18 protein-coding genes and 3 pseudogenes are annotated in these 23,799 nt (G+C 68.2%); 7 read left to right on the plus strand and 14 right to left on the minus strand.

The window, feature by feature from the left end:
- The coding region (locus tag CLM62_RS23200; RefSeq protein WP_218835617.1) for a helix-turn-helix transcriptional regulator at positions 1-1,154 on the plus strand (1,154 nt) is incomplete at its 5' end.
- Between the two features lie 69 nt (positions 1,155-1,223).
- Here the strand turns inward: CLM62_RS23200 and CLM62_RS52730 are convergent.
- From CLM62_RS52730 to CLM62_RS23210, 4 genes are all read right to left on the minus strand, one after another.
- Positions 1,224-1,559, minus strand: coding sequence for a hypothetical protein (locus tag CLM62_RS52730; protein WP_306457929.1), 336 nt, complete (start codon positions 1,557-1,559; stop codon positions 1,224-1,226).
- Between the two features lie 20 nt (positions 1,560-1,579).
- A complete protein-coding gene (locus CLM62_RS52735) occupies positions 1,580-1,837 on the minus strand; it encodes a helix-turn-helix domain-containing protein (protein ID WP_306457930.1) in 258 nt (85 codons plus the stop codon).
- Positions 1,838-1,840: 3 nt separating this feature from the next.
- On the minus strand, positions 1,841-1,981 hold the full coding sequence (locus CLM62_RS50190) for a hypothetical protein (protein ID WP_179382199.1): 141 nt from the start codon (positions 1,979-1,981) through the stop codon (positions 1,841-1,843).
- Positions 1,982-2,160: 179 nt separating this feature from the next.
- Positions 2,161-3,216 carry an alpha/beta fold hydrolase gene (locus CLM62_RS23210; RefSeq protein WP_257004026.1) on the minus strand — a complete coding sequence of 352 codons (1,056 nt, stop codon included), beginning with the start codon at positions 3,214-3,216 and terminating at the stop codon, positions 2,161-2,163.
- 990 nt (positions 3,217-4,206) lie between these two features.
- Here CLM62_RS23210 and CLM62_RS23215 point away from each other — a divergent pair.
- Together CLM62_RS23215 and CLM62_RS23220 are read left to right on the plus strand one after the other, a co-directional pair.
- Positions 4,207-4,866, plus strand: a complete 660-nt coding sequence (locus CLM62_RS23215) for an alpha/beta fold hydrolase (RefSeq protein ID WP_257004027.1) — start codon at positions 4,207-4,209, stop codon at positions 4,864-4,866.
- A gap of 519 nt (positions 4,867-5,385) precedes the next feature.
- On the plus strand, positions 5,386-5,859 hold the full coding sequence (locus CLM62_RS23220; protein WP_095751908.1) for a helix-turn-helix domain-containing protein: 474 nt from the start codon (positions 5,386-5,388) through the stop codon (positions 5,857-5,859).
- A 16-nt stretch (positions 5,860-5,875) separates the two neighbouring features.
- Here CLM62_RS23220 and CLM62_RS23225 read toward each other — a convergent pair whose 3' ends face one another.
- Positions 5,876-6,481 (minus strand): ABATE domain-containing protein, encoded by a 606-nt coding sequence (locus CLM62_RS23225; RefSeq protein ID WP_257004029.1) that lies wholly within the window; start codon positions 6,479-6,481, stop codon positions 5,876-5,878.
- 66 nt (positions 6,482-6,547) lie between these two features.
- Between CLM62_RS23225 and CLM62_RS23230 the strand changes: the two genes are divergently transcribed.
- Positions 6,548-7,420 carry an alpha/beta fold hydrolase gene (locus tag CLM62_RS23230; RefSeq protein ID WP_095751841.1) on the plus strand — a complete coding sequence of 291 codons (873 nt, stop codon included), beginning with the start codon at positions 6,548-6,550 and terminating at the stop codon, positions 7,418-7,420.
- 188 nt (positions 7,421-7,608) lie between these two features.
- Here CLM62_RS23230 and CLM62_RS23235 read toward each other — a convergent pair.
- The 4 genes and pseudogenes from CLM62_RS23235 to CLM62_RS23250 all read right to left on the minus strand — a co-directional run.
- Positions 7,609-8,306: pseudogene (locus tag CLM62_RS23235) on the minus strand (MFS transporter); the annotation flags it as partial.
- Complete coding sequence (locus CLM62_RS23240) at positions 8,261-8,464, minus strand: hypothetical protein (RefSeq protein ID WP_257004043.1); 204 nt, start codon at positions 8,462-8,464, stop codon at positions 8,261-8,263. The gene CLM62_RS23240 and the pseudogene CLM62_RS23235, both read right to left, overlap by 46 nt.
- Positions 8,465-9,206: 742 nt before the next feature.
- Positions 9,207-10,382 carry a hypothetical protein gene (locus tag CLM62_RS50795; protein ID WP_218835618.1) on the minus strand — a complete coding sequence of 392 codons (1,176 nt, stop codon included), beginning with the start codon at positions 10,380-10,382 and terminating at the stop codon, positions 9,207-9,209.
- A gap of 522 nt (positions 10,383-10,904) precedes the next feature.
- On the minus strand, positions 10,905-12,386 hold the full coding sequence (locus CLM62_RS23250) for an AMP-binding protein (RefSeq protein ID WP_257004041.1): 1,482 nt from the start codon (positions 12,384-12,386) through the stop codon (positions 10,905-10,907).
- A 331-nt stretch (positions 12,387-12,717) separates the two neighbouring features.
- Between CLM62_RS23250 and CLM62_RS23260 the strand changes: the two are divergent.
- Positions 12,718-12,920: pseudogene (locus CLM62_RS23260) on the plus strand (dihydrolipoyl dehydrogenase); the annotation flags it as partial.
- A gap of 206 nt (positions 12,921-13,126) precedes the next feature.
- Here the strand turns inward: CLM62_RS23260 and CLM62_RS23265 are convergent.
- The 4 genes and pseudogenes from CLM62_RS23265 to CLM62_RS23280 all read right to left on the minus strand — a co-directional run.
- Complete coding sequence (locus CLM62_RS23265; RefSeq protein WP_095751842.1) at positions 13,127-14,182, minus strand: aldo/keto reductase; 1,056 nt, start codon at positions 14,180-14,182, stop codon at positions 13,127-13,129.
- A 170-nt stretch (positions 14,183-14,352) separates the two neighbouring features.
- Positions 14,353-14,943, minus strand: coding sequence for a TetR/AcrR family transcriptional regulator (locus tag CLM62_RS23270; RefSeq protein ID WP_095751843.1), 591 nt, complete (start codon positions 14,941-14,943; stop codon positions 14,353-14,355).
- A gap of 331 nt (positions 14,944-15,274) precedes the next feature.
- Entirely contained in the window at positions 15,275-16,090 is an 816-nt protein-coding gene (locus tag CLM62_RS23275) for an oxidoreductase (RefSeq protein ID WP_095751844.1), read from the minus strand.
- Positions 16,091-16,608: 518 nt separating this feature from the next.
- A pseudogene (locus CLM62_RS23280) lies at positions 16,609-17,961 on the minus strand (carboxylesterase/lipase family protein); the annotation flags it as partial.
- 336 nt (positions 17,962-18,297) lie between these two features.
- Between CLM62_RS23280 and CLM62_RS23285 the strand changes: the two are divergent.
- Positions 18,298-18,597, plus strand: a complete 300-nt coding sequence (locus CLM62_RS23285; protein ID WP_095751846.1) for a hypothetical protein — start codon at positions 18,298-18,300, stop codon at positions 18,595-18,597.
- Positions 18,598-18,796: 199 nt separating this feature from the next.
- On the plus strand, positions 18,797-19,117 hold the full coding sequence (locus CLM62_RS23290; RefSeq protein WP_095751847.1) for a hypothetical protein: 321 nt from the start codon (positions 18,797-18,799) through the stop codon (positions 19,115-19,117).
- Here CLM62_RS23290 and CLM62_RS23295 read toward each other — a convergent pair.
- A complete protein-coding gene (locus CLM62_RS23295) occupies positions 19,114-23,649 on the minus strand; it encodes a hypothetical protein (protein ID WP_095751848.1) in 4,536 nt (1,511 codons plus the stop codon). The genes CLM62_RS23290 and CLM62_RS23295 overlap by 4 nt on opposite strands.
- Positions 23,650-23,799: the final 150 nt, after the last annotated feature.

Raw genomic sequence — 23,799 nt, forward strand, 5'->3', positions numbered from 1 at the left:
ATGACCGCGACCAGGTCGTGGCCCCCGGCGCTGACATCCTCACCCGGCTCAGCGGCGGTTCCTGGCTCCTGATGCCACCGGCACCGCTGGCGGTGGCCTGGGGCATCGAGTCCGCCCTGCAGGAGGCCCTCCGCCGCGAGACCGACACGCTGCGGCACACGGACCAGGTCACCGCTCTGACCCAGGCGCTGGCCCAGACCGTGGCGCTCGACATCGCGCAAGGCTCCTGGACCTCGGCCGAGGCGAACGCCCTTGAGGGGCTCCAAGTGGCCGAGGGGACTGGCGACGACATCTTGGCGGCGCAGTGCCGCATCAGTCTCGGATGGCTGGCAGCAGCGCGAGGCGATGAGCAGACGGTCGCAGACTTCGCCGCCCTGCTCATCGAGGTATGGGTGCCGCGTGGGATGCGTGTCTTCGGCGCCGGCGCGGAGTGGAACCTCGGCTTGTCGGCGCTCGTCGCCGGCCGGGCCGAGGAGGCGCTGGACCGCCTGGTCCGGCTGGGTGAGCACGGGCACCAAGCGGCGAACGCCACCATCGCGGTGCTCGCCGCGCTGGACACCGCCGAGGCCGCCCTCCGGGCCGGGCGGCGGGCGACGGCCGAGGAACAGGCACGGCTGTTGCGGAGGTGGGCCGAACGGACGAACGCGCCGTGGGCGATCTCCGCGACGCACCTGGTCCATGCACTGCTGGCATCCCGAGAGGATGCGGAGAAGCAGTTCCGGCTTGCGCTGGAGGTCACCGGAGCCGCGTCTCGGCCCTTCAACTACGCCCGGACGCGCCTGCTGTACGGCGAGTGGCTGCGGCGGGCCGGCCGCCGTACCGACGCCCGGACACAGCTGGCCGAAGCCGCGAAAATTTTCGAGCGACTCGACGCGGCTCCCTTGCTCGCCCGCACCCGGGCCGAACAGGAACTGACCGGGCAGCAACCGCGCCGCGACTCCGCGCGGGAACGGGCGAACCTCACGGCGCAGGAGTTGAGAGTCGCACGGCTGGCCGCGGCGGGGCTCACCAACCGGGAGATCGGGGCGCAGCTGCTGATCAGTCCCCGCACGGTGGGGCATCACCTGGCCAACGTGTTCCCCAAGCTCGGTATCGTCTCGCGCGCCGACCTCGCGCGCATCGACTTCGAGGACGGGCTGCGTCTGATGGGGTGACGGGCGGTATCCCGGGGCTGCCCGGGTGACTCGCCGACGCCCGGTTTCTTACCGTAGGGATGATCTCCGTCACAGTCCCTTAGGTTGGGTCAGCCGCCGTACCAGGTCCACCCAGGCGGCCTGCAGGCGTGCGGTGGCCACCCCGCGCTCCTTGCGCAGGTAATCCGCAGCTTCGAAGCTCGTGAAGGCGAGAAGGACGTGGGCGAGCATGTCGTGGTCTCCGTCCACCCCGGTCTCTCGCAGGAGAGTTGCGACATGACGGTGGAAGGTCCGGCCGGTGTCCGAGGCCTTGCGGCGTGCGTAGGGCACCTGGCGTCCCAGCGCGGCGCCCAGGTCCGCGCGGCGGCGATGCGCTCGAGCAGCGCGCAGCCGAACGCTGCCAGACGAACTCTCGCAGGTGCTCATGGCCCCAGTGGAGGGGGACCTTAGGTATACACCTCCTGGAACTCTGCCTCGGCTTCGTCGAGGAGAGCGAGCAGGAGGCCGTTGCGGTCGCCGAACCGGCGAAAGAGCGTGCCCTTTCCTACCCCGGCCGCTTCGGCGACCTCCCGCATCGTCACATTCTCGGCTCCCTGTTCGGCGATCAGTTGTGCGGCCGCTCCCAGTAGCCGGGAGCGATTGCGCGCGGCATCGGATCGCTCGGCGGTGACGCCGACCGATGCATTGTTCGGTGTCTCCGTCACCGTTCACTCCGTGATGTCGGGCGTGCGTACATACACGCTTCCGTCCTGGATCTGCACCGGGGCGTACTTGGACGGGATGGTCGGCGTAGGGTCGAGGGGGTCGACCGGCGCGCAGGTCGTCATAGGAGCCACGGAACGGGCCACCACCGGCTCCCGGCCCCGGAACGTCTAGCGGTGACGATCGCCGCTCGGGTCAGGTGGCACCGCGCATGGTCATGAGAGGGCCAACGCGACGCGCTAAGTGCGGTGCTCGACGTCCAGCGCTCCGTCCGGGCGTCAGCACGGCCAATGTGAGGCAACGCTCCAGCGCCATCCGATCAAGCTCAGGACTCGAGGAACCCAAGCGCCCTTGCGACGAAATCCTCGTGGTTCTGGAAGATGCCCCCGTGGCCGGAGTCAGGGTAGAGGGGGACAAGTTCGCTCTTGGGTAGACGAGCGGCCAGGTCGATTGTGTTCTTGCTGGGCACCATCCGGTCGTTCTCACCGTTTGCCACGAGGACCGATTGGCGAATCGTCGACAGGTCTGACGGTGCCTGGCGGCCCCATCGTTTGACGGCCTTCATTTGGGCACGGACCGACGGTAGCGAGATGTCCTTGTCGCGGTTGTCCGTGCGCTCCTTCAGCCGTCGCAGGAGGGCGCGTCCTGCCCGTCGGCCGTTTGCGGTGTCGGTGAAGAAGAGGGAGAGCTTCGGGTCCCGAAGGGTCAGGGTGCCCTTGATCGTGGCCTGGATGGCAAGAGCCGGAACCTTGTCGATGCCATCGCCACCGGCGGGACCTGTGCCAGCGAGGATGACCTTGCGGACCAGGCGCGGTTCTTCTTCCGCGATGACCTGTGCGATGAAGCCGCCCAACGACAGGCCGAGCAGATCGACCTGGCCGAAGCCAAGGGCATGGATGAACCGGACCGCGTCGTGCGCCATCCCTTCGATCGTGTCTGGCGTGGAGCCGCCCGACCCGCCCACCCCGCGATTCCCGAAGGTGATCACCCGACGCCGTGCGGCGAGTCCGTCGACGACTCGCGGATCCCAGTTGTCCAGGTTTCCGCCCATGTGAATAAGGAGGATCAGCGGCACGCCGTAATCGGGGCCGAGTTGCCGATAGACGAAGTCCACCCCGTCGACGGACACGGAGCGGGTTGCCGCGTTCTTGTATGACGATCGTGCGGGGGAGGGGGAATTTCGCGGTGTGCTCACGTCAAGGTCCTTCTTGTTAGGTGAGGTGTTGGGGCGTTCTCGCTGCTGGAGGGTGAGGTTGAGCGGGTTGATGCTCGCGGCCTGGATCCGGACCGGCATGTCGTTGGCGCCCACCGTCGGGCTGGGGCGCCTCGCCTGCCGCTCGCTGGCCTTGGCGCCGTGGCGCACTATTGTGGAGGCCCTCATCGTTGTCTCCGCATATCGTTCTGCGAGTGGGCGCGGGGCTGTTCGTCCCGGGCTTCCCCAGCGCTGGAGAATGCTCTGTTTCGGGATGGCTGCCAACAGGGGGTCAACAGCCCGGGTGGCGAGCACGCGTCAGGCGCGCTGGGTGCGGTGCCCGGCGCGCGCCTCGGTGGCGGAACTCTTCGGAGCGGGCTTACCTGGCGTCGTGGATGCGGGTGTGACGCGCGCCAGGCTCCCCCCTGATCGAATTACGTTCATCATTCTATGTGGTTGGTCGGAGGGTCGCAAGAGGGGGCCTTTCTCTTGCGTGCGCCTGCCTCGTGGTGGGGGTGGCGCCGGTCAGCGGCACGAGCACGTCGGCCAGGTCGCGCACCGACGCCCCCGGCGCTGTCGATGACTTCCGCGCCGAAACCGACCGCCACCACCTCACCGGCGATCCGCGGACCGCGGCGGACAAGGACTGCCGCCATCTCGAGAACAATGCCGCCTTCGTCCACGACGACCAGGCCCTGAAGGCCGGATGTCCGATCGCCAGTGGCATCGTCGAGGGAGCCGCCCGCCATCTGATCGCCGACCGACTCGACATCACCGGCAGCCGATGGAGCGTCCCCTGCGCCGAAGCCGTCTCACCCGTCGCGCCGTCATCGCCAACGGCGACTTCCCGCAGTACTGGACCTTCCACACCCACAGGGAACGCGAAGGCCTCTACCCCAGCCCGACCAGCACAACTACGAACTCCAGACCTGACCAGCGATCTCACTCCAGGAGAGCCGCACCCGTCCGACTTCCTCGCCGCCTGGCCGAGCCGGCCGCGCCGCCGGCCCTCGGATGGTGCGGGGCGGCGGTCGGTTGCCCCTGGGGGCGGGTCATGACATGAGGCCCGGCCGGCAGTTGGTGCTCCTCCGGAGTGTGACCTCGTACGCCGCCGCGACATTAGGGCCGGCCTGCTTCACGGGGTAGGGCGTGGACTTCCGGTGGCACCAATCTCTTGTCGTGGCGTCACCGTCATCGTGTGCGGCGCTTCTATCCAGCGGCTCGACACCGAAGACCATCGAGGAGATGGCGAAGGACGCCGTCACCTTCATCCGGGGGCTCGGGCTCGGACATGTCGACATTCACGGCTTCTCGATGGGCGGCATGATCGCCCAGGTGATCGCGCAGGACGAACCGCAACTCGTCCGCAGGCTGATCCTCACGGGCACCGGCCCCGCCGGCGGCGAGGGCATCAAGAACGTGACTCTGCTGTCCCATCTCGACACTGTCCGGGCCCTGTTCACCCTCCAGGATCCGAAGCAGTTCCTCTTCTTCACCCGCACCGCGGGCGGGCGCCGAGCCGGAAAGCAGTTCCTGGCCCGCCTCAAGGAACGCACCCACGACCGCGACAAGGCGATCTCCCTCACGTCGTACTTCGCCCAGCTCAAGGCCATTCACCGCTGGGGCCTCGCGCAGCCCCAGGACCTCTCCGTCATCCATCAGCCCGTGCTCGTCGCCAACGGCGACAACGACAGGATGGTGCCGACGAAGAACTCGTTCGAACTGGCCGGGCGACTGCCGAACGCCGACCTGGTGATCTACCCCGACGCCGGCCACGGAGGCATCTTCCAGTTCCACGAGCAGTTCGTGGCGGAAGCCCTCGGCTTCCTTGAGCAGTAGTGGGTGTCAGGGGCGGGCGGCACGTGCGCCGGGGACGTTGACGAGTCCCGAGTGGCCATGCCCGGACGTGCGGCGGAACGCTTATCGCATCCCGGCTCTGCTCAATGCTCCCGGCGCATCGCCCGGCAGAGGTCGACTAAACGCTGCTGCGGCTCGGTCGCTTCTCTCACGGCGAGCCGTGACTTCTTCGTCGGTGACGGATGAGTGCCTCGCCCGGCGCTGGGCGACAACGCGGACCGGAGCGCGCAGTCGGCGTGGCGAACGTCCATCACGGGGTCCTCGGCGTCAAGGGTGTGAGCCTTGCCTGATGACTCGACGCGATCAGGGCGGGCCGCGGGTTCCGGCTCTGCGCTCGGGCAGGTTCGGGAAGATCGACCCGGTGAAAGACTCTGCGGGGGCCTTGACGTTTCTCGTATGCAACCAAGTCGAGTGATCCTAGCTAAGTATCTAAAAGTAAACTGAACCTCGGTTAGAATCGCTCCCATGGACGCGTGGACCGAAGTTCTTCCAGACACCGGCATGGACCCCCGACTGGACCGGGACACGTCCAACTGCTCGATCGCGCGGACTCTTGAGATCGTGGGCGAGAAGTGGACGATTCTGATCCTGCGTGAGGTGTGGTACGGCTCGTCCCGGTTCGGTGACTTCGAACGTGTCCTGGGCTGTCCTCGTAACCTTCTGGCGGCGCGGCTTCGGATGCTGGTGGAGGAAGGGATCCTTGTGACCGAGACGTACAAGGAGCCCGGTTCGCGGAGTCGGCCGAAGTATGTGATCACCGCTAAGGGCATGGATCTGGTGCCGGCCGTGATGGGGCTGCTGCAGTGGGGTGATCGTTACCGTGCCGACCCGGAGGGGCCGGCGGTACTGGCGCGACACCGCGAGTGCGGCGCGCACGTCGACGTCCAGATTCGCTGCGAACGAGGCCACCCGGTGCAAGCGAAGGACATCGAGAGCGTCCCCGGCCCAGCCTTTCGTCTGAGGTCGCCCGAGTGAGCTGAGGACTCCTCCGTCAGCTTTCCGTCATCCGGCCGCTCTGTCGTGTACGCGCCTGATGGAGGCGGACCTTGGTGCGGTTTCCGCAGCGGGACATGGAACACCAGCGGCGGTTGCGGGCCGGGGAGCGGTCCAGGAAGCGCAGTGCGCAGCGGTCCGCTCCGCAGACGCGTACGCGCCGGATGTCGGCGGACAGAAGCAGGTCGACGGCGTCCTGGGCGATGAGTGCCAGTGCGAGTGTGGGGTCGACGGCGAGGGTCGTGGTGCCGGCGGGCTCCAGGCGGTCGTGGCTGATGACGAGTTGCAGGGCGGGTCTGGGGGCCGCCGCTGCCGATCGGTTGAGCAGCGTCACGTCGCCGGACGTGGGCAGTCGGCCGTCTGCGACCGCCAGTACGGCCCGGTCGACGCTCTCGCGCAGCCGCCGGGCGGACCTGAGAACGGCTGCCGTGGCGGGATCGGCGGTTTCCGGTGCGAGCAGAAGGGCCTCCCGGAGCCAGCCCATCAGGTCGTCCGGTCCCCGGAGTGTCTCCTCCGGAGTGGTTCTCCACCGGCTTCGGAGGGTGTTGGCGAAGTCGAGGCAGACCCGTCCGCCATCCCAGATCCACATGTCGTCCGTTGCCACGTCTCCATTCTGCCAGCTAGCTTAACCGTCTTAGACGGTTAAGCTAGCTGGCAGAAAGGTGCATCCATGGGGCAGCTGACAGCGACGACCGGAGTGACGCAGGTGGACGGGGTCCGCCTGCACTACGTCCGAGCCGGGTCCGGACCTCTGCTCGTCCTGCTCCACGGCTGGCCGCAGACCGCCGACTGCTGGCGGCCGGTACTGGCGGATCTCGCCGCCGACTACACGGTTGTGGCGCCGGACCTGCGTGGATACGGCCTGAGCGACAAGCCCACCACTGGTTACGACAAGCGGCGTATGGCCGCCGACATGGCAGGTCTCGTCGAGGCGCTCGGCTTCGAGCGGGCCATGGTCGTGGGCCACGACCGCGGCGCTCGCGTGGGGCACCGCTGGGCGCTGGACCGCCCGGACCAGGTCGAGCGGCTGGCCGTGCTCGACATCGTTCCCACCCGTGAGATGTTCCGCCGCCTGGACGCCTCGCTCGCCTCCGGGTACTGGCACTGGCTGTTCCACATGCAGCCCGATCTGCCCGAGCGCCTCGTGGGACGCGACATCCGCGGGTATCTCGAGTACTTCTTCGAGCGGTGGACCTACAATCGCCACGCACTCACAGCCGACGCGGTCGACGGTTACGTCCGTGCGTTCTCCCGCCCGGGCGCCCTGCGTGCGAGCCTCGACGACTACCGCGCCATGGAGGAGGACACCGTGCTCGACGACATCGACGCCGCCGAAGGCCGCCGCCTCACCATGCCGGTGCTGGCGCTGTGGGGTTCCACGGGGCTGCCTGCCCGCCTGCCGACACTGGAGATCTGGCGTGGCTACGCGGACGACGTCACCGGTGCCGAGATCCCGGAGTGCGGCCACTTCATCCCGGAGGAGCAACCGGAGGCGCTGGTGGCGCATCTGAGGCCTTTCCTGGCCGAGGAGACGAGCCGGTGAGCCCTTCCACGGTGACGGAAGCGGTGCCCCTCGGCCGGTCGAGCGCCGGCCGGAGGGGTGCGCTGTCGGAGGGGCTCTCGACCACGCTGTGATGACCCTGCACGGCGAGCGAGCCTGGAGGGCAGGACAGGCTGCTGAGGGGCGGCCCCGCCGTAACCGGCTGGGCCGCCCGTCGGTCCGGGCTTCATTCAGGTCGCGACCGGGGCGCCGGCCGGAGCATTCCCTGCAGCAAGGCCGGCAGCCGGGCCGTCGGCCTTGCGCTGCCGGGGCATCAGCAAGGCCACGGCCGCTGCCAGGGCGACGGCACCGGCCCCGACCCAGAGCGCCGGGATCAGTCCGTCCACGAACATTGACGCGGACCCGTACCCGCCCTGAGCGGAGAACACGGCCGCCAGCGACGCGACGCCGATGGCCCCGCCGACCTCGCGGATGGCGTTGTTGGCGCCGGAGGCGATGCCCTGCTCCTCCGGGCGGACCGTGCTCATGACGAGGTTCGCGCTGGGGGCGAAGAACATGCCCAGGCCGATTCCGCAGACGATCAGCGCGGGCAGCAGGTGGGTGTAGGGGACGTGCGGCTCGACGGTGATTGCCCAGAGCCCGAGGCCGATGGCGGGGCCCGGTGGCGACGGCGATGCCGCTGGCCGCGCCCCAGATGCCGAAGGCCGTGCCGCGGCGTTCGGCGGGGACGGCGGCCGACAGCAGGGTGAGCGTCAGCGGCGTCACTATCGCGGCCCCGACTCCCTGTGCGGCGGCGGGCGGCGATCAGTTCACCCATGCCTGGGGCGAGTGCGGCCGCGGCCGAGGATGCGGTGAAGATCGCGAGCCCGATGCGGTCGGCCCTCAGGGGAGCTGCGGGTAGAGCACGGAGACGCCTCCGGCCAGAGCGGCCTGCGCCTGGCGGGCGGCGTTGTCCGCGAGGATCTCGTAGGCGCCGGCGGCGATGCCGTCGATAGCGATCCGCGCGATGTCGACCGGGTCGGACTTGGCCGCGTCGACGGCCCGGACCATGTCGGTGTCCATGTAGCCGACGTGCAGGCCGGCCACTCGGATGCCCTGGTCGGCGAGCTGCAGGCGCAGGGCGCACCGCCTCGTGGGCGAAACCGCCGAGTGAGACGCTGCTGGTGATGCCGTAGGCGAGCATGAGGCTGTTCTGCCGGCCGCCGTAGGTGTACTGCCACGGGTGCGTGTGGGAGTCCCACAGTCCCGGGATGACGGTGGAGCCGGACGCGTCGATCAGCTTCTCGCCGGCCACTGCCCGTGCGCGGTGCGGTTCCACGGCGGCGATGCGGTTGCCGCGGATGACGATGTCGACGTCCTCGCGGACCGTCTCACCGGTCCCGTCCCACAGGCGTCCGACGTGCACCCTGGTGACGTCGGAACGGGAGGGCAGGCGGCGGCGGTACCGCAGCGGCACGGGGACGGTGCGTCGGCCGGAGCCGTCGCGTGCGATGAGCCTGAGCCGACCGCTCGACTCGTAGAGCAGACTGCCGGAGTCGCCCGACCATGAGGGGTGGTCGGCCGCCTCGTCGGTGAGGCGCACAGGATCACCGGCGGGTGTGCCGTCGGGGTGCACCGGTATGACCCACAGTGCTGATTCCATGATGAACGCCATGGCCGAGCCGTCCGGCGACCACACCGGGCCGCCGTTACCGCGGTCGGACAGGGAGGCGTGCGGTGCGGGCTGATGGGCGGTCCACTGTCCGGTAGCGGTGTCGACGACGCGGATGACGTTGTATCCCTCGCGGAACCGGTGGTTGAGCCGTTGCGGTCGCAGAACGCGATGTACTTACCGTCGGGCGACCAACTCGGGGGTCCGGGCAGGCCATTGGCGTGCTGGCCACCGGAGGACAGGTGGATTCCCCGCACCTCTCGACGGGTCGACGAGTCGAAGTCGTAGCGTTTCCTGTGGTGTTGCGGCGGAGACGCTCAGTGACGCTGTGAAGGGGATCTGTTCCGGCGTGGACTGTGCCGTGCCCGGTCGCCGGACCTTCACCTGTCCCTCGGCGACGTAAAAGAGCTCGCCCTTCGGGGTCCAGCAGGGCGGGAACGGAGAGACATCCTCACCGTCGGTCACGGGCTCGCCGTCCACCATGAGGACGGAGCTCGCCGCATTGAAGGGCTGGACGAAATCGCCCACCTGGACGTAGGCCACCCGGCCGTCCGTGGAGACCGCCGGACCCACCAACGTACCCTTGTCCACCGTCCGTGCCACCGAGACCTCCCCGCCCCCGGCTGGGACAGAAGCCAGAGTCCGTCCGCCCTTGGCTCCGGCTCGGACGAACACCAGCCGGATGCCGTCCGGGTGCCAGGCGGGGTCGTAGTCCTCGACATCCGGGTCGTCGGTGAGCTGCGCCAACTCACCGGACCGCACATCCACCGTCCAGACGCTGTAGGAACTTCCGGCTACCGGATCCCCACCGCGCTCGGACGCGAACGCGATCCGCGAACCGTCGGGCGACCACGCCACGCCCCGGTCGTCCCACGGACCCGACGTCAGCTGACGCTGACGGAAACCGTCCGGTGCCATCGTCCACACGTGGAACCCGCCCCCTTGGTACGCGCAGACGGCGATCCGTGAACCGTCTGGCGACCAAGCCACGCGGGTCGGTTCCAAGTCCGCGGGGGTCAGCGCCGTCGCGGGTCCGCCCGTACGCGGAATCGACCACAACACACCCTGCACCCCGGCGATCAACTGGTCGCCGACGGGTGAAGCGGTCACAAAGGCGTTGGTACCGGCGGTGAACTCAAAAGTCGTGGCCGGCGCGGAAAGCGCAGCCGCGCTGTCGGCAGAGGTGGAAACAGAAGAAGCAGGGGCTTGTTCTGAAGGCAGGGGGAGGGCTCCGCCGGCCAGCCCGCCCACCCCGGCCTTCAGAGCGCCCCGACGAGACAATTCATTGTGCTGATCCATCAGGCCTCGCAGGTCAGTGCATCGGCGAGTGGACCGGCGGACGGGATCGGGCATGGCTCACCGCCCCGCCTCCGTCGGCCGGACCACCTGCCGACACATCTTCTTTTTATGGAAGTGACGTGCCTCGACAGGGCCCGACGGCTGCTCCCTGATATGGAATCAACCGCCGGGCCTGCCTCACGCACCTGGCCCCGTCCCCACGGGTCGGCACGTGGCGGGGCCGTCCTCCTCCGCTTCGGATACGGCCCCAGCTATGGGGGTGTTACCTGTGCACTGCGGGGTGACGTCACGGCCGGCCTGCGCAAGTCGGGGATGTGCCCAGCAGTTCACGCGGAGAACCTGATAACGGGTGAGTGCAGTGATCACATTCCGAGGCTACGGATGAAGGGATGGAAGCGGATCCGTCACCGTATCGGTCACGGAGTTACCGAAGCCCGGAACGCAGGTATCACCAGTGCTCCGGCGACAGGGGGGCGCCCGCCGACCCGGCCGCGAGCCCGCACGGAAGCGAGCCCGTCGTTGGGCCAGGGCCGGGTAACTCATCGATGCCGACGGCAGTTCGGTGTGAGGTGAAGCTCAAGAAGCTGCGGCACTGGCAGAGGCCGCGGCGTGGTCGGCACGCAACGAGGCTTTGTCGATCTTGCCGACCGCGTTCTTCGGGATGGCCTCCACCACGAAGAACGCCGTCGGGCGCTTGTAGCCGGTAAGACTGCGTGCGCAGAGGGTTTCCAGCGCCGACGGATCGACCGTCGACCCCGGTCGCGGCTGGACGTAGGCGACAACCACCTCTCCCCACTTCTCGTCGGGTACGCCGATCACGGCGGCCTCGAGCACCGACGGGTCGCCTGCCAGCACGTCCTCGATCTCCCTGGGGTAGATGTTCTCCCCGCCACGGATGATCATGTCTTTCGAGCGCCCGACCAGGGTCAGATAGCCCTCGGCGTCGAGGTGGCCCACATCGCCCGTGTGCAACCAGCCGTTGACGATGACTTTGGCTGTTTCGTCTGGACGGCCGAGGTAGCCACGCATGACGTTGGGGCCCCTCACGACGACTTCACCGTCCATGCCCGGCGCCACCTCGCCGCCGTCGGCGTCGACGATCCGGATCTCCTGGCCGGGGAAGGGAAGCCCCACGGTTCCGGCGCGTCGAGGGCCGGCGAGGGGGTTGATGGTGGAGCCGCAGGTTCCTTCGGACAGGCCATATCCCTCGACGAGCGGAAACCCGTACCGCGCCTCGAAGCGGGTCAGCAAGTCGGCGGAGGCGGGTGCCGCACCGCAGACTGCGAACCGCAGGGACGACGTGTCGGGCTGAACGTCGTCCGGGAGCGCTGCGAGCATGCTGTAGATGGTGGGTACCGCGCTGAAGAAGGTGGGGCGCTCCTGCTCGACGAGGTCGAAGAAGCTGTGGGGATCGAAGCGGCGGCCCGCGATGACGACACTGGCTCCGGCGAGCAGCGGCGCCAGGATGCTGACCACGATGCCGTTGACGTGGAACAGCGGCAGGATCAGCAGACAGCGGTCCGCCGGCCCCAACTCCAGCGTCTGGAGCCCCATCTCCACCATGGCGTCGATGTTGGCGTGGTCGAGCATCACGCCCTTGGGTACCCCGGTCGTACCGCTGGTGTAGATCAGCAGGGCCAGCGTGGCCGGGTTCAGAAGCGGTGCTTGATCCGGCTCTACCGTTCCTTCGTACAGTTCGCCGACGGCGAGTACGGCGACTCCGTGCGCCACTACGGACGCACCGTCCTCGACCACCAGCAGGCGCGCACGGGAGTCCTGAAGCTGTCGAACCACTTCGACGTCGGTCATGCTCGGGTTGACCGGTGTGACGGTGGCGCCGAGCCGCCAGGCGGCGAACAGCAGTACGACGAACTCGAGGCGGTTCGTCAGCTTGAGGGCGACGACGTCACCAGGACCGATTCCGAGGTCCTGGAGCTGACGCGCCGCCATGCGGACCCGGCGCAGCAACTGCGTGTTGGTGAGGGACTGGTGCCCGTCGGAGACCGCGGCCCCGTGGGGGTCGAGCTCGGCGCGGGCGGTCGGGCAGAGAAGCGAAATTCATGGCGAGGGTACCTGTCTCGGTGCTCGGTGTGATGCGATCCGGTCAAGGAGTCGACGCGGCGGGTGCCGGGCGCAGCCGGCGGGCGAGGAACTCGATCTGGTCGCGTACCAGTTCCTCGAAGGTCTCGCCGGTGTAGAAGTCGAAGTGGCCGGCGTCGTACCTCTTGATCTCTCCCCGGGGCGCGGTGGCCGCGTACCGGAGGGTCTGGGCGGGAGGCGTGACCGAGTCGGTGTTGCTGACGCAGAAGAGGATCGGCATGGTGACCTTCTTCGCCGCACGCCCGGGCCGGTAGGCGGCGATGGTCGGGATCACCCGTGCCGCCACCAGATCAGCGACGCCAAGTACGGCGAGCTCCTCGGCGGCTATCTCATCGGCCCGGACGTCACCGAACTGCTCCCCGAGCTGACCCTGGCCCAGCAGTGGGACCTCACGGTCCACGAGGTCGCTCGCAACGTCCACGCCCACCCACCCTGGGCGAGGCGGTCAAGGAAGCCGTCCACGGCCTCGCAGGTCACATGATCAACATGTAGCAGGGCGCTCGGCACAGCGGCAACAGGGCCGGTTGCGCGACCTCGAGCTGCCGGTGCCGGTCACGAAATCGATCGACACGACGGGGGCTGTGGCACCTGGCGGGCGGTGCCGCGGCCAGGCCAACGGCACCGCCCCAAACCGTGCGCACGATGCGGGACGGAAGTGGCGTCGACGGCATGGGGCCGCCGACGGCAGGATCCGCGGCTCAGGCCACGGGCGCTGCGGGCTGGGCGACGAGGGAGGCGTCACCGCCCTGGACGGCGTCTCGGGCGCGAGCGGTCGCTTCGTGGGGCACTCCGAGGGGGATTGCGCTGACATCCGACAGGCGCGCGAACTGCTCCGGGGCGAGCTGGACGTCCAGGGCGCCCAGGTAGTCGTCGAGCTGGGTGAGATTGCGCGGGCCGATGATCGGCACGAACGAGGTGGACGCCTGGGCGGCACGTTCACGCAGCCAGGCCACCGACACCTGGGCGGGCGTCGCGCCGGTCTCCTCGGCGATGGCCAGGACGGTGTCGACGACGGCGGTCTTCTGGTCGGTGCTCTCGGTGTGCACGAGCGTCTTGAGATCGCTCAGCCGTCCCTCGGTGCTGCGGCGGTATTTGCCGGTGAGCAGTCCGCCGCCGAGCGGGGACCACAGGGCGGCGCCGAGTCCCAGGCTCTCGGCCATCGGCAGCAATTCGCGGTCAGGGGTCCTCTCGACGAGGCTGTACTCGATCTGGATGCCCGCGACCGGTGCCCAGTTCTTCAGGTCCGCGAGGGTGGCGGCGCGAGAGACGCGCCATGCGGGGAAGTTGGACAGGGCGGCATGGAGGATTTTGCCGGAGCTGACCAGGTCGTCCAGTCCGCGCAGGATCTCCTCCATGGGTGTGAGGTCGTCGGGGAAGTGGACCCAGTACAGGTCGATGTAGTCGGTGCCGAGGCGCTTCAGGCTCGCCTCCAGCGAAGCGACCATATTCTTGCGGCTGTTGCCCGTCCTGGAGATACCGGGCCGCGGGCCGGCCCCATTGGTGAACTTGGTGGCCAAAACGAAGTGGTCCCGCTCGGCGGCGACGAACTTCCCCACCAGTTCTTCCGACTCGCCGAACTGGTAGCCGTCCGCGGTGTCGAGAAACGTTCCGCCGGCCTCGGCGAACCTGTCGAACATCCGGCGCGCCTCGTCCGGCTCAGCACCAGCACCCCAGCCGGTGCCGAAGTTCCCCGTGCCGAGCGCGTACTCGGAAACGCGCAGCCCTGTCCGTCGTCCGAAGGTCGTGTAACGCATCAGGTCTCCTTGGTGCTGATTTCGCATCGATGGCTGGGTCGGGCCGTGGGGTCACGGCAGTGGTGGCGCTTGAGCAGGCCCGGCTCCCTCTGCGGATGGAGGGGAGCCGGGCCTCGGCCTTGAAGTGGGCGGTCCACCCGACGTGGAAAACAGGTCACCGACTGAAGCGGTCAGTTGTGCTGCTCGGCATCCATCAGTGCGCGGGCGTTGCGGATGCCCTGTTCGAGGAGTTCGTCGGCGAGCTGCCGGTCGGTCAGGGCACGGGAGAGCTGCAGCGTCCCGGCCAGCATGCCGAGGAGGCCAAGTGCCTTCACACGCGCCGAGGGCGGATCGTGGGGTGCCAGGCGGGCGGCGAAGCCGTCGATGAGGGTCAGCGCGCCGTCGGTGTATGCCTGCTTGGTGCGATCCGTGGAGCGTCCGATCTCGTCGAGCAGAGCGGCGTTGGGGCAGCCGTCCTCGATACTGTCGCGCTGCTCGGTGGAGAAGTACCAGCGCACCATCTGCTCGAGTCCGGCGCGGCCGGGCGCCGCCTGCGCGACGATGTTCTCGTGTTGTGCGCGCATCTGGTCGGCGACGGCGGTGGCGACGAGTTCGTCCTTGGACGTGAAGTAGGCGTAGAAGGTGCCGTTGGTCAGGCCGGCGTCTTTCATGAGGGTGGCGACTCCGGAGCCGTCGATGCCGTTGCGCTTGAGCCGGCGGCCGGCTGTGGTGATGATCCGCTGCCGTGTCTGCTGTTTGTGTTCTTTCGTGTACCGCGCCATGGGTTCCTCCGGTTGCAGCCGGGGCTTGCGCCCCGGCTGCCGCTGGGTCAGGTCAGTGTGCCGCGCCTGCGAGGAGAGCGGCGAAGTTGATCCTGGCGGTCTGCAGTTTCGGGTCGTGGGGCTCGGGGACACCGCCGTCGGTGACGTACAGCCGGTTGCCGCGAACGGCGGTGGCGGAGGGTGAGGCGAGTCCGTCCGCGCTGGTCAGGACGGGCTTGTAGGTGCCGTTGGGGTAGATGACCAGAACCTGTCGGGGCCGTTGTTCGAGGAGGAGCCGTTCTGCGCCGCGAAGACCACGTCGGAGCGGGGGGTTTGAGGCCGGGCCGGGGTGTCATCCGGGCAGGCGGTTGGTCTTGCGGATCTGCTTGTCGAACACTCCCGCGGGGACGAGGCGGCGCGCGGTGGTGACGCGTGAGGCCAGTGGGCCGGCGGTGTAGCGCAGTTTCGGCTTCTTGTCGGTGGCCGCGGTGACGATCACCTTGGCGACGACGGCGGGATCGTCGCCGTCCTTCATCGCCTGCGCCATCACCTCGTCGAAGACGCGCCGTCGCTCCGCGTACAGAGGCAGCGGGGTGTCGGGCTGCACGGCGCTGGTGTCGAAGCTGGTCTTGGTGTAGGCGGGCTGGACGAGGAGGACTCGGACGCCGTGCTCGCGGACCTCGTGGTCCAGCGACTCGGAGTAGCCCTCGACGGCGTGCTTCGCGGCGACGTAGAGGGCCATGAAGGGCTGGGGGGCGACCCCGAGGACGGACGAGATGTTGATGACGCGTCCGCCCCCCTGGGCGCGCATGTGCGGCAGGACGGCCTTCGTCATGCGGATGACACCGAGGAGGTTGATGTTCAGGACGCTCTGGGCCTGGGCGACGGAGTTCTCCTCCACCGCGCCCGCCGAGCCGACGCCCGCGTTGTTGACCAGGACGTCGATGTGCCCTAACCGGTCGATCACCTCTGCGACCGCGGCGGTGGCCGAGTCGTCACTGGCCACGTCGAGATCGAGGTACGTCACACCGGCGGGCGGGGTGAGCCCGGAGGTCTTGCGGCCGGTGCCGATCACCTCGAAACCCGCCGCGGCGAAGGCGCGAGCCGTCTCCTTCCCGATCCCCGATGACGCGCCTGTCACGAGCGCCACCGGCCGAGTTGCCGCCATCACAAACTCCCTCGGCTTGAACTACGTCGTATGCCTTACGACCGTATATCTTACGTTCGTACGACCATACGGGGATCGACGGCCGATGGCAAGAGGGCACGTCCGGCGATGCGAGAAAGTTCCGGGAAACGCGGGGTGCGGTACGGGAAGGACCACGAGCGGACGACGAGCAGGACCGAGACGGCCGGTCCTCGCATCACCCGAGACGGCAAGCGAACGGTTCGGGATCACAACGGGTGGCGCAGGGGGCGCCACGGGGTACAGCTGGTGGCGCAGTCCCGGCTGTCGCTGTGGACGACGGGCCGGTGGATTGAGGCGCTGCCGCTGCGTCCTGCTGCGTGCTTCCGCGGTGCGTGAAGTAGGCCCAGGCGATGCTCGAGCCCGCGAGTTCCACCCACCGGCTGGGGTGGGGCCGGCTGGAGAGGGGCTCGACTCTGCCCATGCTGCTGCCGGGTTGCCAGGCACTGGTGACCGCGAGGCAGGCGGAGTTTCCACCGGCAAGGAGGAGTCGGTCAGGATTATGAGGTGATCAGTGGAAGCGCGTTGAACACGTGGTCTTGCCAGAGGCGGCGCGAGGCTTCCTCCGGGTAGGTGGTGGTCATCGGCTCCGTGTCGAGGATTCGCGTCGTGCGGTGCTCGGGGTCGTAGGCGGGCCAGCCCGGATCGCCGGTGGTCGCGAAGGAGGTCCAGGCGGCGCGGACCAGACCGGAAAGGGCATCGGCCTCGTCGAGGTGCGCGGGGCCGATCAGTTCTCCGCCAAGACCCGAGAACGTACCGAACACGAGCGGGATGTCCAGCGAGTGGCAGGCGCCCATGGCACCGCCGTTCGCCGGAGCGGCCCAGGTGAGTTCGTAGAGGTGGGCCCGGCCGCCTCCCGCCACCTGGGCTTCCGCGAGGTGCAGTGAGGGCATGCGGAAGAGCCAGTCGGACTGGACGAGCTCGAAGAGGCGCTCCGCCGGAGCATCGGGGAAGGCGGCGCGGTAGGCGTGACCGGGGTCCGCGCCCGGTCCGAACGTTTGCAGCGCTGCGGCCGCCAGTTCCTCGCCGACCTGACCGAGGAGACCGCCCAGTGCCATGAGCAGCCGGTACTCGTCGCGGGTGTGCCCGATGATCAGCTCCACCTCGCGTGCGGCGCCGTCGGCGAGCGCCTGCCACGGTGCGGTCGGCAGGACCTCTCCGTCGACCACGGGGGAGTAGGCCGTCAACGTGTGCGCGATCGGTCCCCAGCGGTCCGCGTACTGACTCATCCGGGCGCCGAGGGCAGCCCCCACCCCTGGGAGTGTGTGCGGATCCACCACCAAGAGGTCACTCACCGTGGGCCGCAGCCCGATCGCGCCCGCCAGGGCGGTAGCGATGTCGGTGGCCAGCTCGTCGGAGAAGAAGGTGCCGGGCACGCTCTGTGCGATGGCCCGCCGGAACAGGCCTCGCGCGCTCGGCATCGCCAGCAGCGAGGCGATGGACCCGGCGCCGGCTGATTCGCCGAACACGGTGACCTGGCCGGGGTCACCGCCGAAGGCGGTGATGTTCTCGCGCACCCACGTCAGGGCGGCGACCTGGTCGAGCAGTCCGCGATTCGCCGGCGCCCCCTCGATGCGGGCGAACCCCTCCATGCCGACTCGGTGGTTGAAGGTGACCACGACGAGATTCCCGTCACGGGCCAGCCGGCTGGGATCGTAGGCGGGGTCGTCGACGGAACCGAACTTGTAGGCCCCGCCGTAGATCCACACCATCACCGGGCGCCTCGTCGCCGGGTCCGGATCCGGTGTCCAGACATTTATGGTGAGCCAGTCCTCTCCTCCGGGCGTGGGAGTGGGTATGGCAGGGCTCAACGGCTCCTGCGGTGGCGGGGGCCCGAGAACGAACGACTCGCGCGTGCATCGCAATCCCTCGCAGATCCGATTGGCATCTGCTGAATCGAGGAGCGAGCAGCTGGGCAGATCGGCCTTGCGTCGGCTCGTCCGCGCTGCCGACCTGGGCAAGTTGAGAACGGCTGCGGGTCGCGGGTGAGTTGCGCGGGACTTTGCCGTGGCTGGGGAACGCGGTTTCGTCGAGTGCGGTGAAGTGGCGGGGCCTGTGCGGCGTAGGCGGTACCGGGACGCTCGCCGCAACGGTTTCCACGCGCAGGACGCCGTGCCAGCCACTCGTACGGTCGGCCGGCGCGGTGAACTCCATGACGCAGCGGCTGTCATCGCAGTGATGGCTTTCTCATGCGTTCCGGGCTCTACCTGTTCTCGGAGGGTTTCGTCGACGCCGCCGGCAGGCGCATGGTCGTCGTGACGTGGTCGGAAATCCGGTCGATCGAGGGCCAGAAGACGCAGTTCGCCATTGGCTCGCTTCCGGCGGGCAGCGCCTTCGCCTACGAGGTGGCGTTCACGGCGCGGGTGACCGGCCGCGAAGCTGTGTGGAGCTTCAACACCACGTACAGCGACGTACGTGAGCTCGCCGGACTGATCTCCCGCCGTTCCGGTGTCCCGGTGACCGGCCTCACCGACCCGTACCAGCTGTGAAGTGGCGTCGGACAGGCCGTACTTGGCGATGACCTCGGTGGCCGGCTGGTCCTCGGACCATGGGTCTTGAAAACGAACGTTTCCGGGACCCCATGTACACCGACACCGTTTCAGCTGGGCCTCCGAGACCGCGGCTACTGCGACGTGCCGGTCACCGCGCCGCTGTCCGCGCTGGACATCGCACGGCAGCTGGAACAGCATGACGCACGTCGCGGACTACGAAGGCGACCCGCGGCGACGGCCGTTGCACTGCGACGAGGTCCAGACCCTGTTCGACGCGGCGGACGGCTGGGTCGAACAGATCGCTGGAACGCTTTTTGGGTTGGATGCAGTTCGTCCCGGGGAAACTGAATTGGGACCGGTGTGTTCCGCCTGCTATCGCCGGATCCGCACCGCCCGATGCGGGATGCGGCGCTGTCCGAAGACTCCGCAGTTCGGGCCGTTCGGCGCGTTGAACGTGCGGGTCGGCAAGTCGAGCCGGGGCGGTCAATTCCTCCTGAGCCACCGGCAAGACGCCTAGCCGAACAACTCCAGGCTTCTACGGGCCAGATGGGCGATCGTTCCTGGTCCTGACACCTGATCAATGGTCTCGGCGACTGCTGCCGTCACGCTCAGCAGGACGTCCTCGGGCGGGAGCGTATGGTACAAACGGCGGAGTAGGCGCACGGCTTGTTCCGCGGGGGCCTGGCGTGCGAGGGCGTCGAGCCGCCCGAAAATTGCTCGGTACAGGTGCAGGACATCTACGGATAGGAAGTTGCCCTCATAGCTGTTTCCACGCGTCGCCGCCGGAAGCGCTAATGCGGCTTCGAGCGCCCGGCCGATGTGTGTCACGCCTAGATACGGGGTGAGTCCGGTCAGGGCGGTGATCCGTTCTTTCACGTCGCGCTGGTCGATCGCATGATCGAGGGCACGTTGGAGTTGGTCGGAGGACAAGTAGGGAGCCAGCACGCGGAGAGTGGAAGCCACAGCGCGGGTGTGGGCCTGGGCTACGGCTATCAATTCTTGGTCCAGCTGAGGTGCGCTGAGTCGAGGAGCCAATGAAACCAGCAGCTGGTCCGGGTGGTGATCGAACTCCGCTGCCGCTGCCTGATTCGCTTCGACGGCCAAGTCCAGCGGCGGCCCGTCCCCGTGCTTCGCAAGGCAGGTCATGACTTCTGCCTGGGCCCTGCGGTTGGGGAAGGCAGCGGCGACTCTCAGCATTCGTTCGGCCATTCGGCTCCTGGCGGGCTCCGGAAGGTGCTCCGCCAATCCGGCCAGCGGCCACATACGGAGGTGTCCGAATAGCGGCCAGAGTTCGTACCACTGGTCCGACATATCCTCTATGGCCTGCTCCGCTTGGGATAGCGCGCGCGTTGCATCTGGTTCGGGCAAGTGCCGGGCGGCTCCAGCCAGGGCCCACGCGCGCAGCCCTGGGTTGGTGATCGCCTCCGCGAGCGTGTGTACTTTCCGCGACTGTTGTGCGGTCCGCAGGTGTGGTGCCAGGCCAATCAGCGCTGATGGCCTGATCAGCTCCTGTTGAATATCGGCAGCGGCCACCAACGCTCGGTCGAGCTGACTGGCGCGGAGGTAAGGTGCTAGCGCGGTCAGAGCCTCAGCACAGTGCTCCTCCACGGTGTGATTGCGGCCGATCGCGATTGCCGTCTCGAGGGCAGTGTCCAACTGGTCGGCATCGAGGTACGGCGCCAGTATGGCCAGCATGCGGGCTCGGGTCTGCGCCGTCACGGTGTTGGCCGTCAGCCGCAGCGCATTGTCGAGCAGGTCTTTTCCGAGATACGGGGCGAGCCTGGCCAGCAGCGGCTCGCGCACCGCGTGCTCGTTGCCGGGCATGGCTTCCGCTCTTCGCAGGCACTGTGAGACCACGCGGGCACGTTCCGCACCTTGGAGTTGTTCCGCGATGTCGGCCAAGAGCATCACTCGCTCCTCCGCACGAGGGACAGAAGCCAGCGTAGTCAGGAGCCTGTCTCTAGCGGCGTGTCGCTCGTCGTCGTTTAGCCGCGATGCGAGGGAGACCAGAGCTGTAGCGACGCCCGAGGCGATGCCACCCCGGCGGGCCGTGGCGCGCAGAACCTGATCGAGCTGGGCCCTGTTCAGCCACGGCAGCAGTCTCTTCCACAGCAGGTTGACGTTTGCGGGGTTGGAGTCGCGCACGGCGATTGCGACATCGACGGCGCGGTCGAGCTGTTGGGGAGTGAGGTAGGGAGCCGCGACTGACACCACGCCGTACCTGTCCCAGGAATCTTTACCGCTGCCCGCCCATTCAAGGACCCGGTCGAGCTGGGCCGAGTTGAGGTACGGCACCACCTCGGCGAGATGGTGGCCGATCGTACCCCCACGCGCGATCATGAAAGTCATCAGCTGGTCGAGGGCGTGTCGGTCTAGAAAGCACGCAAGTTGGGCCACGTCCCCTATGCAGTAGGAGGGAACGACCCGCAGGGCGGTGCGTAGTTCCGCGTCCAGTTCCGCGCTCGGCCCATCCAACCCTGACAGCTCTCGGTGGCGGCCGAGCACCGCAACCCGTACCAGGGTGCGTGGCCACCCTGTGGGGCAGAAGTCAGAGAGATGGTCTAGGCCGATCTGGTCCAATCGCGGCACTAGCGCGACCAGCGTCCTGGCACGTGCGAGCTCGTCTGAAACGGTGTACGCGAGCGCCAGCACTCTGCCCAGTTGTCGGTCGTGGAGGTGGGGGAGGAGGCGCTGCAGCGCCCGCGAGCGAAAGCCGCCGTCCTTGATGGTTGCCACGAGCTGCAGGGCCTGATCCAGTGTGGAGCTGCGCTCCGGCTCCTGGAGATGTTCGGCGAGACGGGACAGAGCGACGGCACGGTCACCAGGGTCGGAGGTGTCAGCGGCTACCTGCAATGCACAGCGCCACAGGTGGGGCTCCAGGGGTGGCGTCAGCGCGGCTAGTGCCTTCAGCCGCTCTCCGCCTGCGTGGATTGAGCCGACGATAGCGAGTGCCTTCCTTATTCCGCGCTCGTCCAGATGCGGCACTAGCCTCACCAGCGCTTCGGCGCGGATGCGCTGGTCGTGCAGGTTCGCCACGGCGTCCAGGGCCTGTGCAACGACGTCTTCCCGGGCGGAACTGTCCAGGCAGGAGGCGACCCCCGTCAATGCCGCAGCCCGTCCTCGGGGATCCTGTAACGCGCCGGCGGCAGTCAGCAGTGTGGGCAACTGCCCGGCGTCGAGGTGTGGCGCCAACTTGCCCAGCGCTTCACCACGCTGCGTCTCGGCGTCAATCGAAAGTACGACACGCACGGCGTCCCGGCAGGTCTGGTCGACGACCTCCGTGTCGTCAAGCCATGGGAGGAGCCGAGTGAGTGCCTCGGCACGTTGGGGGGGATCGTCCAGACGGTGAGCGTGGGCGAGGGCACGTGCGGTGCTCCAGTTCCCTGTGCGCAACAGAGCTTCTAGCAGGTCGGGGGAGATCATCTTGGAGCGGGTCACCAAGCGCGCGGCCAGCATGGCGTACTCCACTTCGGCGCCAAGTGTGGATGCTGACCGCCCGACGGCGAGTGCTTCGTCGGTAAGTTGCTCGGCCCTTCGACGGGCCAGTTCCAGCCCGGCTAGTAGGGCGTCGAGCGTGCCCGCACGCTCGTGCGCCTCTGCCCAGACCGAGCCGAGAGGTGTGTCGGTGCCCAGAGGACGACAGGTGAGCAAGAGGTGCAGCTCATCGTGACGGTCGATGGCGTCCAGGTGTGCCGGCAAGTGTCTGAGCGCGTAGCAGTTGTCGGCCGAGCTCGACCGTAAATCGGCGGCGAGTACCGGGAGTCCGTTGTGTAGCCCGCCGAAACCGGCCAGATATTGGTCGGCGATTCGGTGATGAGCGGCGTAGGCCGACGCGCGCATTCGGCCACGTTCGACCGGATCCTGGCCCGGATCGTCCGGATCCTCGTCGCCCTGCAGGAACTCACGGAGGCTGGGGTGGTAGAGCGCATAGCACGGGGTGGTGCCGTCCATGTCCACGGCCAGGAACGGGCGATAGCGGACGTCGCACAGGTGTGCGACAGTTCCCTGGTCCAGGCCGGTGAAGCGGACCAACTGCTCCGGGGACAGTGGCTGCCCGGCCGCGGCCAGGGTCGCCAGTAGGACCCGGTCCACCGTGGCGAAGCCGGGCTCGCCACGGCGAACGGTGACGTGTTGCCTGTAGTAGGCCGCCAGTCCGGACGGAAGTCGTTCGAGATCGGCGCGAGCCCAGTTCCCTGCGCGCATCCGGGTGAGGACATAGTGCAGGTAGACCCACACACCCTCGCACCGCTCGGCCAGCAGACGGGTGAACTCGTCGGCAGAGATTCCTGCAGACGCGAGCCGCTCGGCGATCGCCGACTCGCCTGCCCGGACGGCGAGGAACCTGGCAATGTCTCGCTGGTTATTTGGATCGCCTGGATCGATCCGCAACCGCACGACCTGCTCACCGTCCGGCAGCCGTCCCGGGGCCGTGCCCTCACGGCAGGTGGCGACGATGACGACACCGGGAGGCAGTTGATGTGGATGAGGGAGTCCCAGTGCGAGCCCTTCACCAGCGACCCCGTCCAGGCCGTCGACCACGATGCGTACCGTTTCGCCTCGCTGCAGGGCCCGTTGAGCAGCGGCTGACAGCACTGCCGGAAAGTAGGCAGGGTCACTGGCCCAGGCGGTCAGCATCCCATTGGGGGCGAACTTCTCCTCCAAGCCGTAACGCAGGATCAGTTGGGCGGTGATGCTCCGCAGTGCCACGGCGGGGTCGTGTCCCTGCGCCACTTGCTGTGTGAAGTGCTGGGGGCAAGCCCACGCGCGCGACAGCCAGGCCGCGAGAGTTGTCTTGCCCATCCCGGCGCGAGCGGTGACCAGCAGGTAGAGTCCGGAAGCGCGGCCGTTGGCGGCCATCGCCGCCTCGATGCTGTCCAGCAGCCACTCGCGGCCGGTGAACTGCTCCACCCCGGCGCCTGAGAACACGGACGAGTAGTCCAGGGCCGCCACCGCGAGCGGCACCTCCACCATGCCGACGAGGGACGTTTGGACCGTGACGTCCCCATGGATGACGCCAGCCTGGATGAGCACCTGCGCGTTGCCACTCATGTGGTTGTGCACACCTGTGCTTGTACGCGCTGACGGCGTCAACGCGTTCGCCGTCCCGCTGTCTTGCCGCTCCATCTCTCTTCGCGCCCCCGTGCCTCCAGCAGTCCCCTCAACGTAGTCCATTCACTCCACGTACGATGCGGTGCGGTC

Source organism: Streptomyces sp. SA15, assembly GCF_002291145.1.
Classification (GTDB): Bacteria; Actinomycetota; Actinomycetes; order Streptomycetales; family Streptomycetaceae; genus Streptomyces.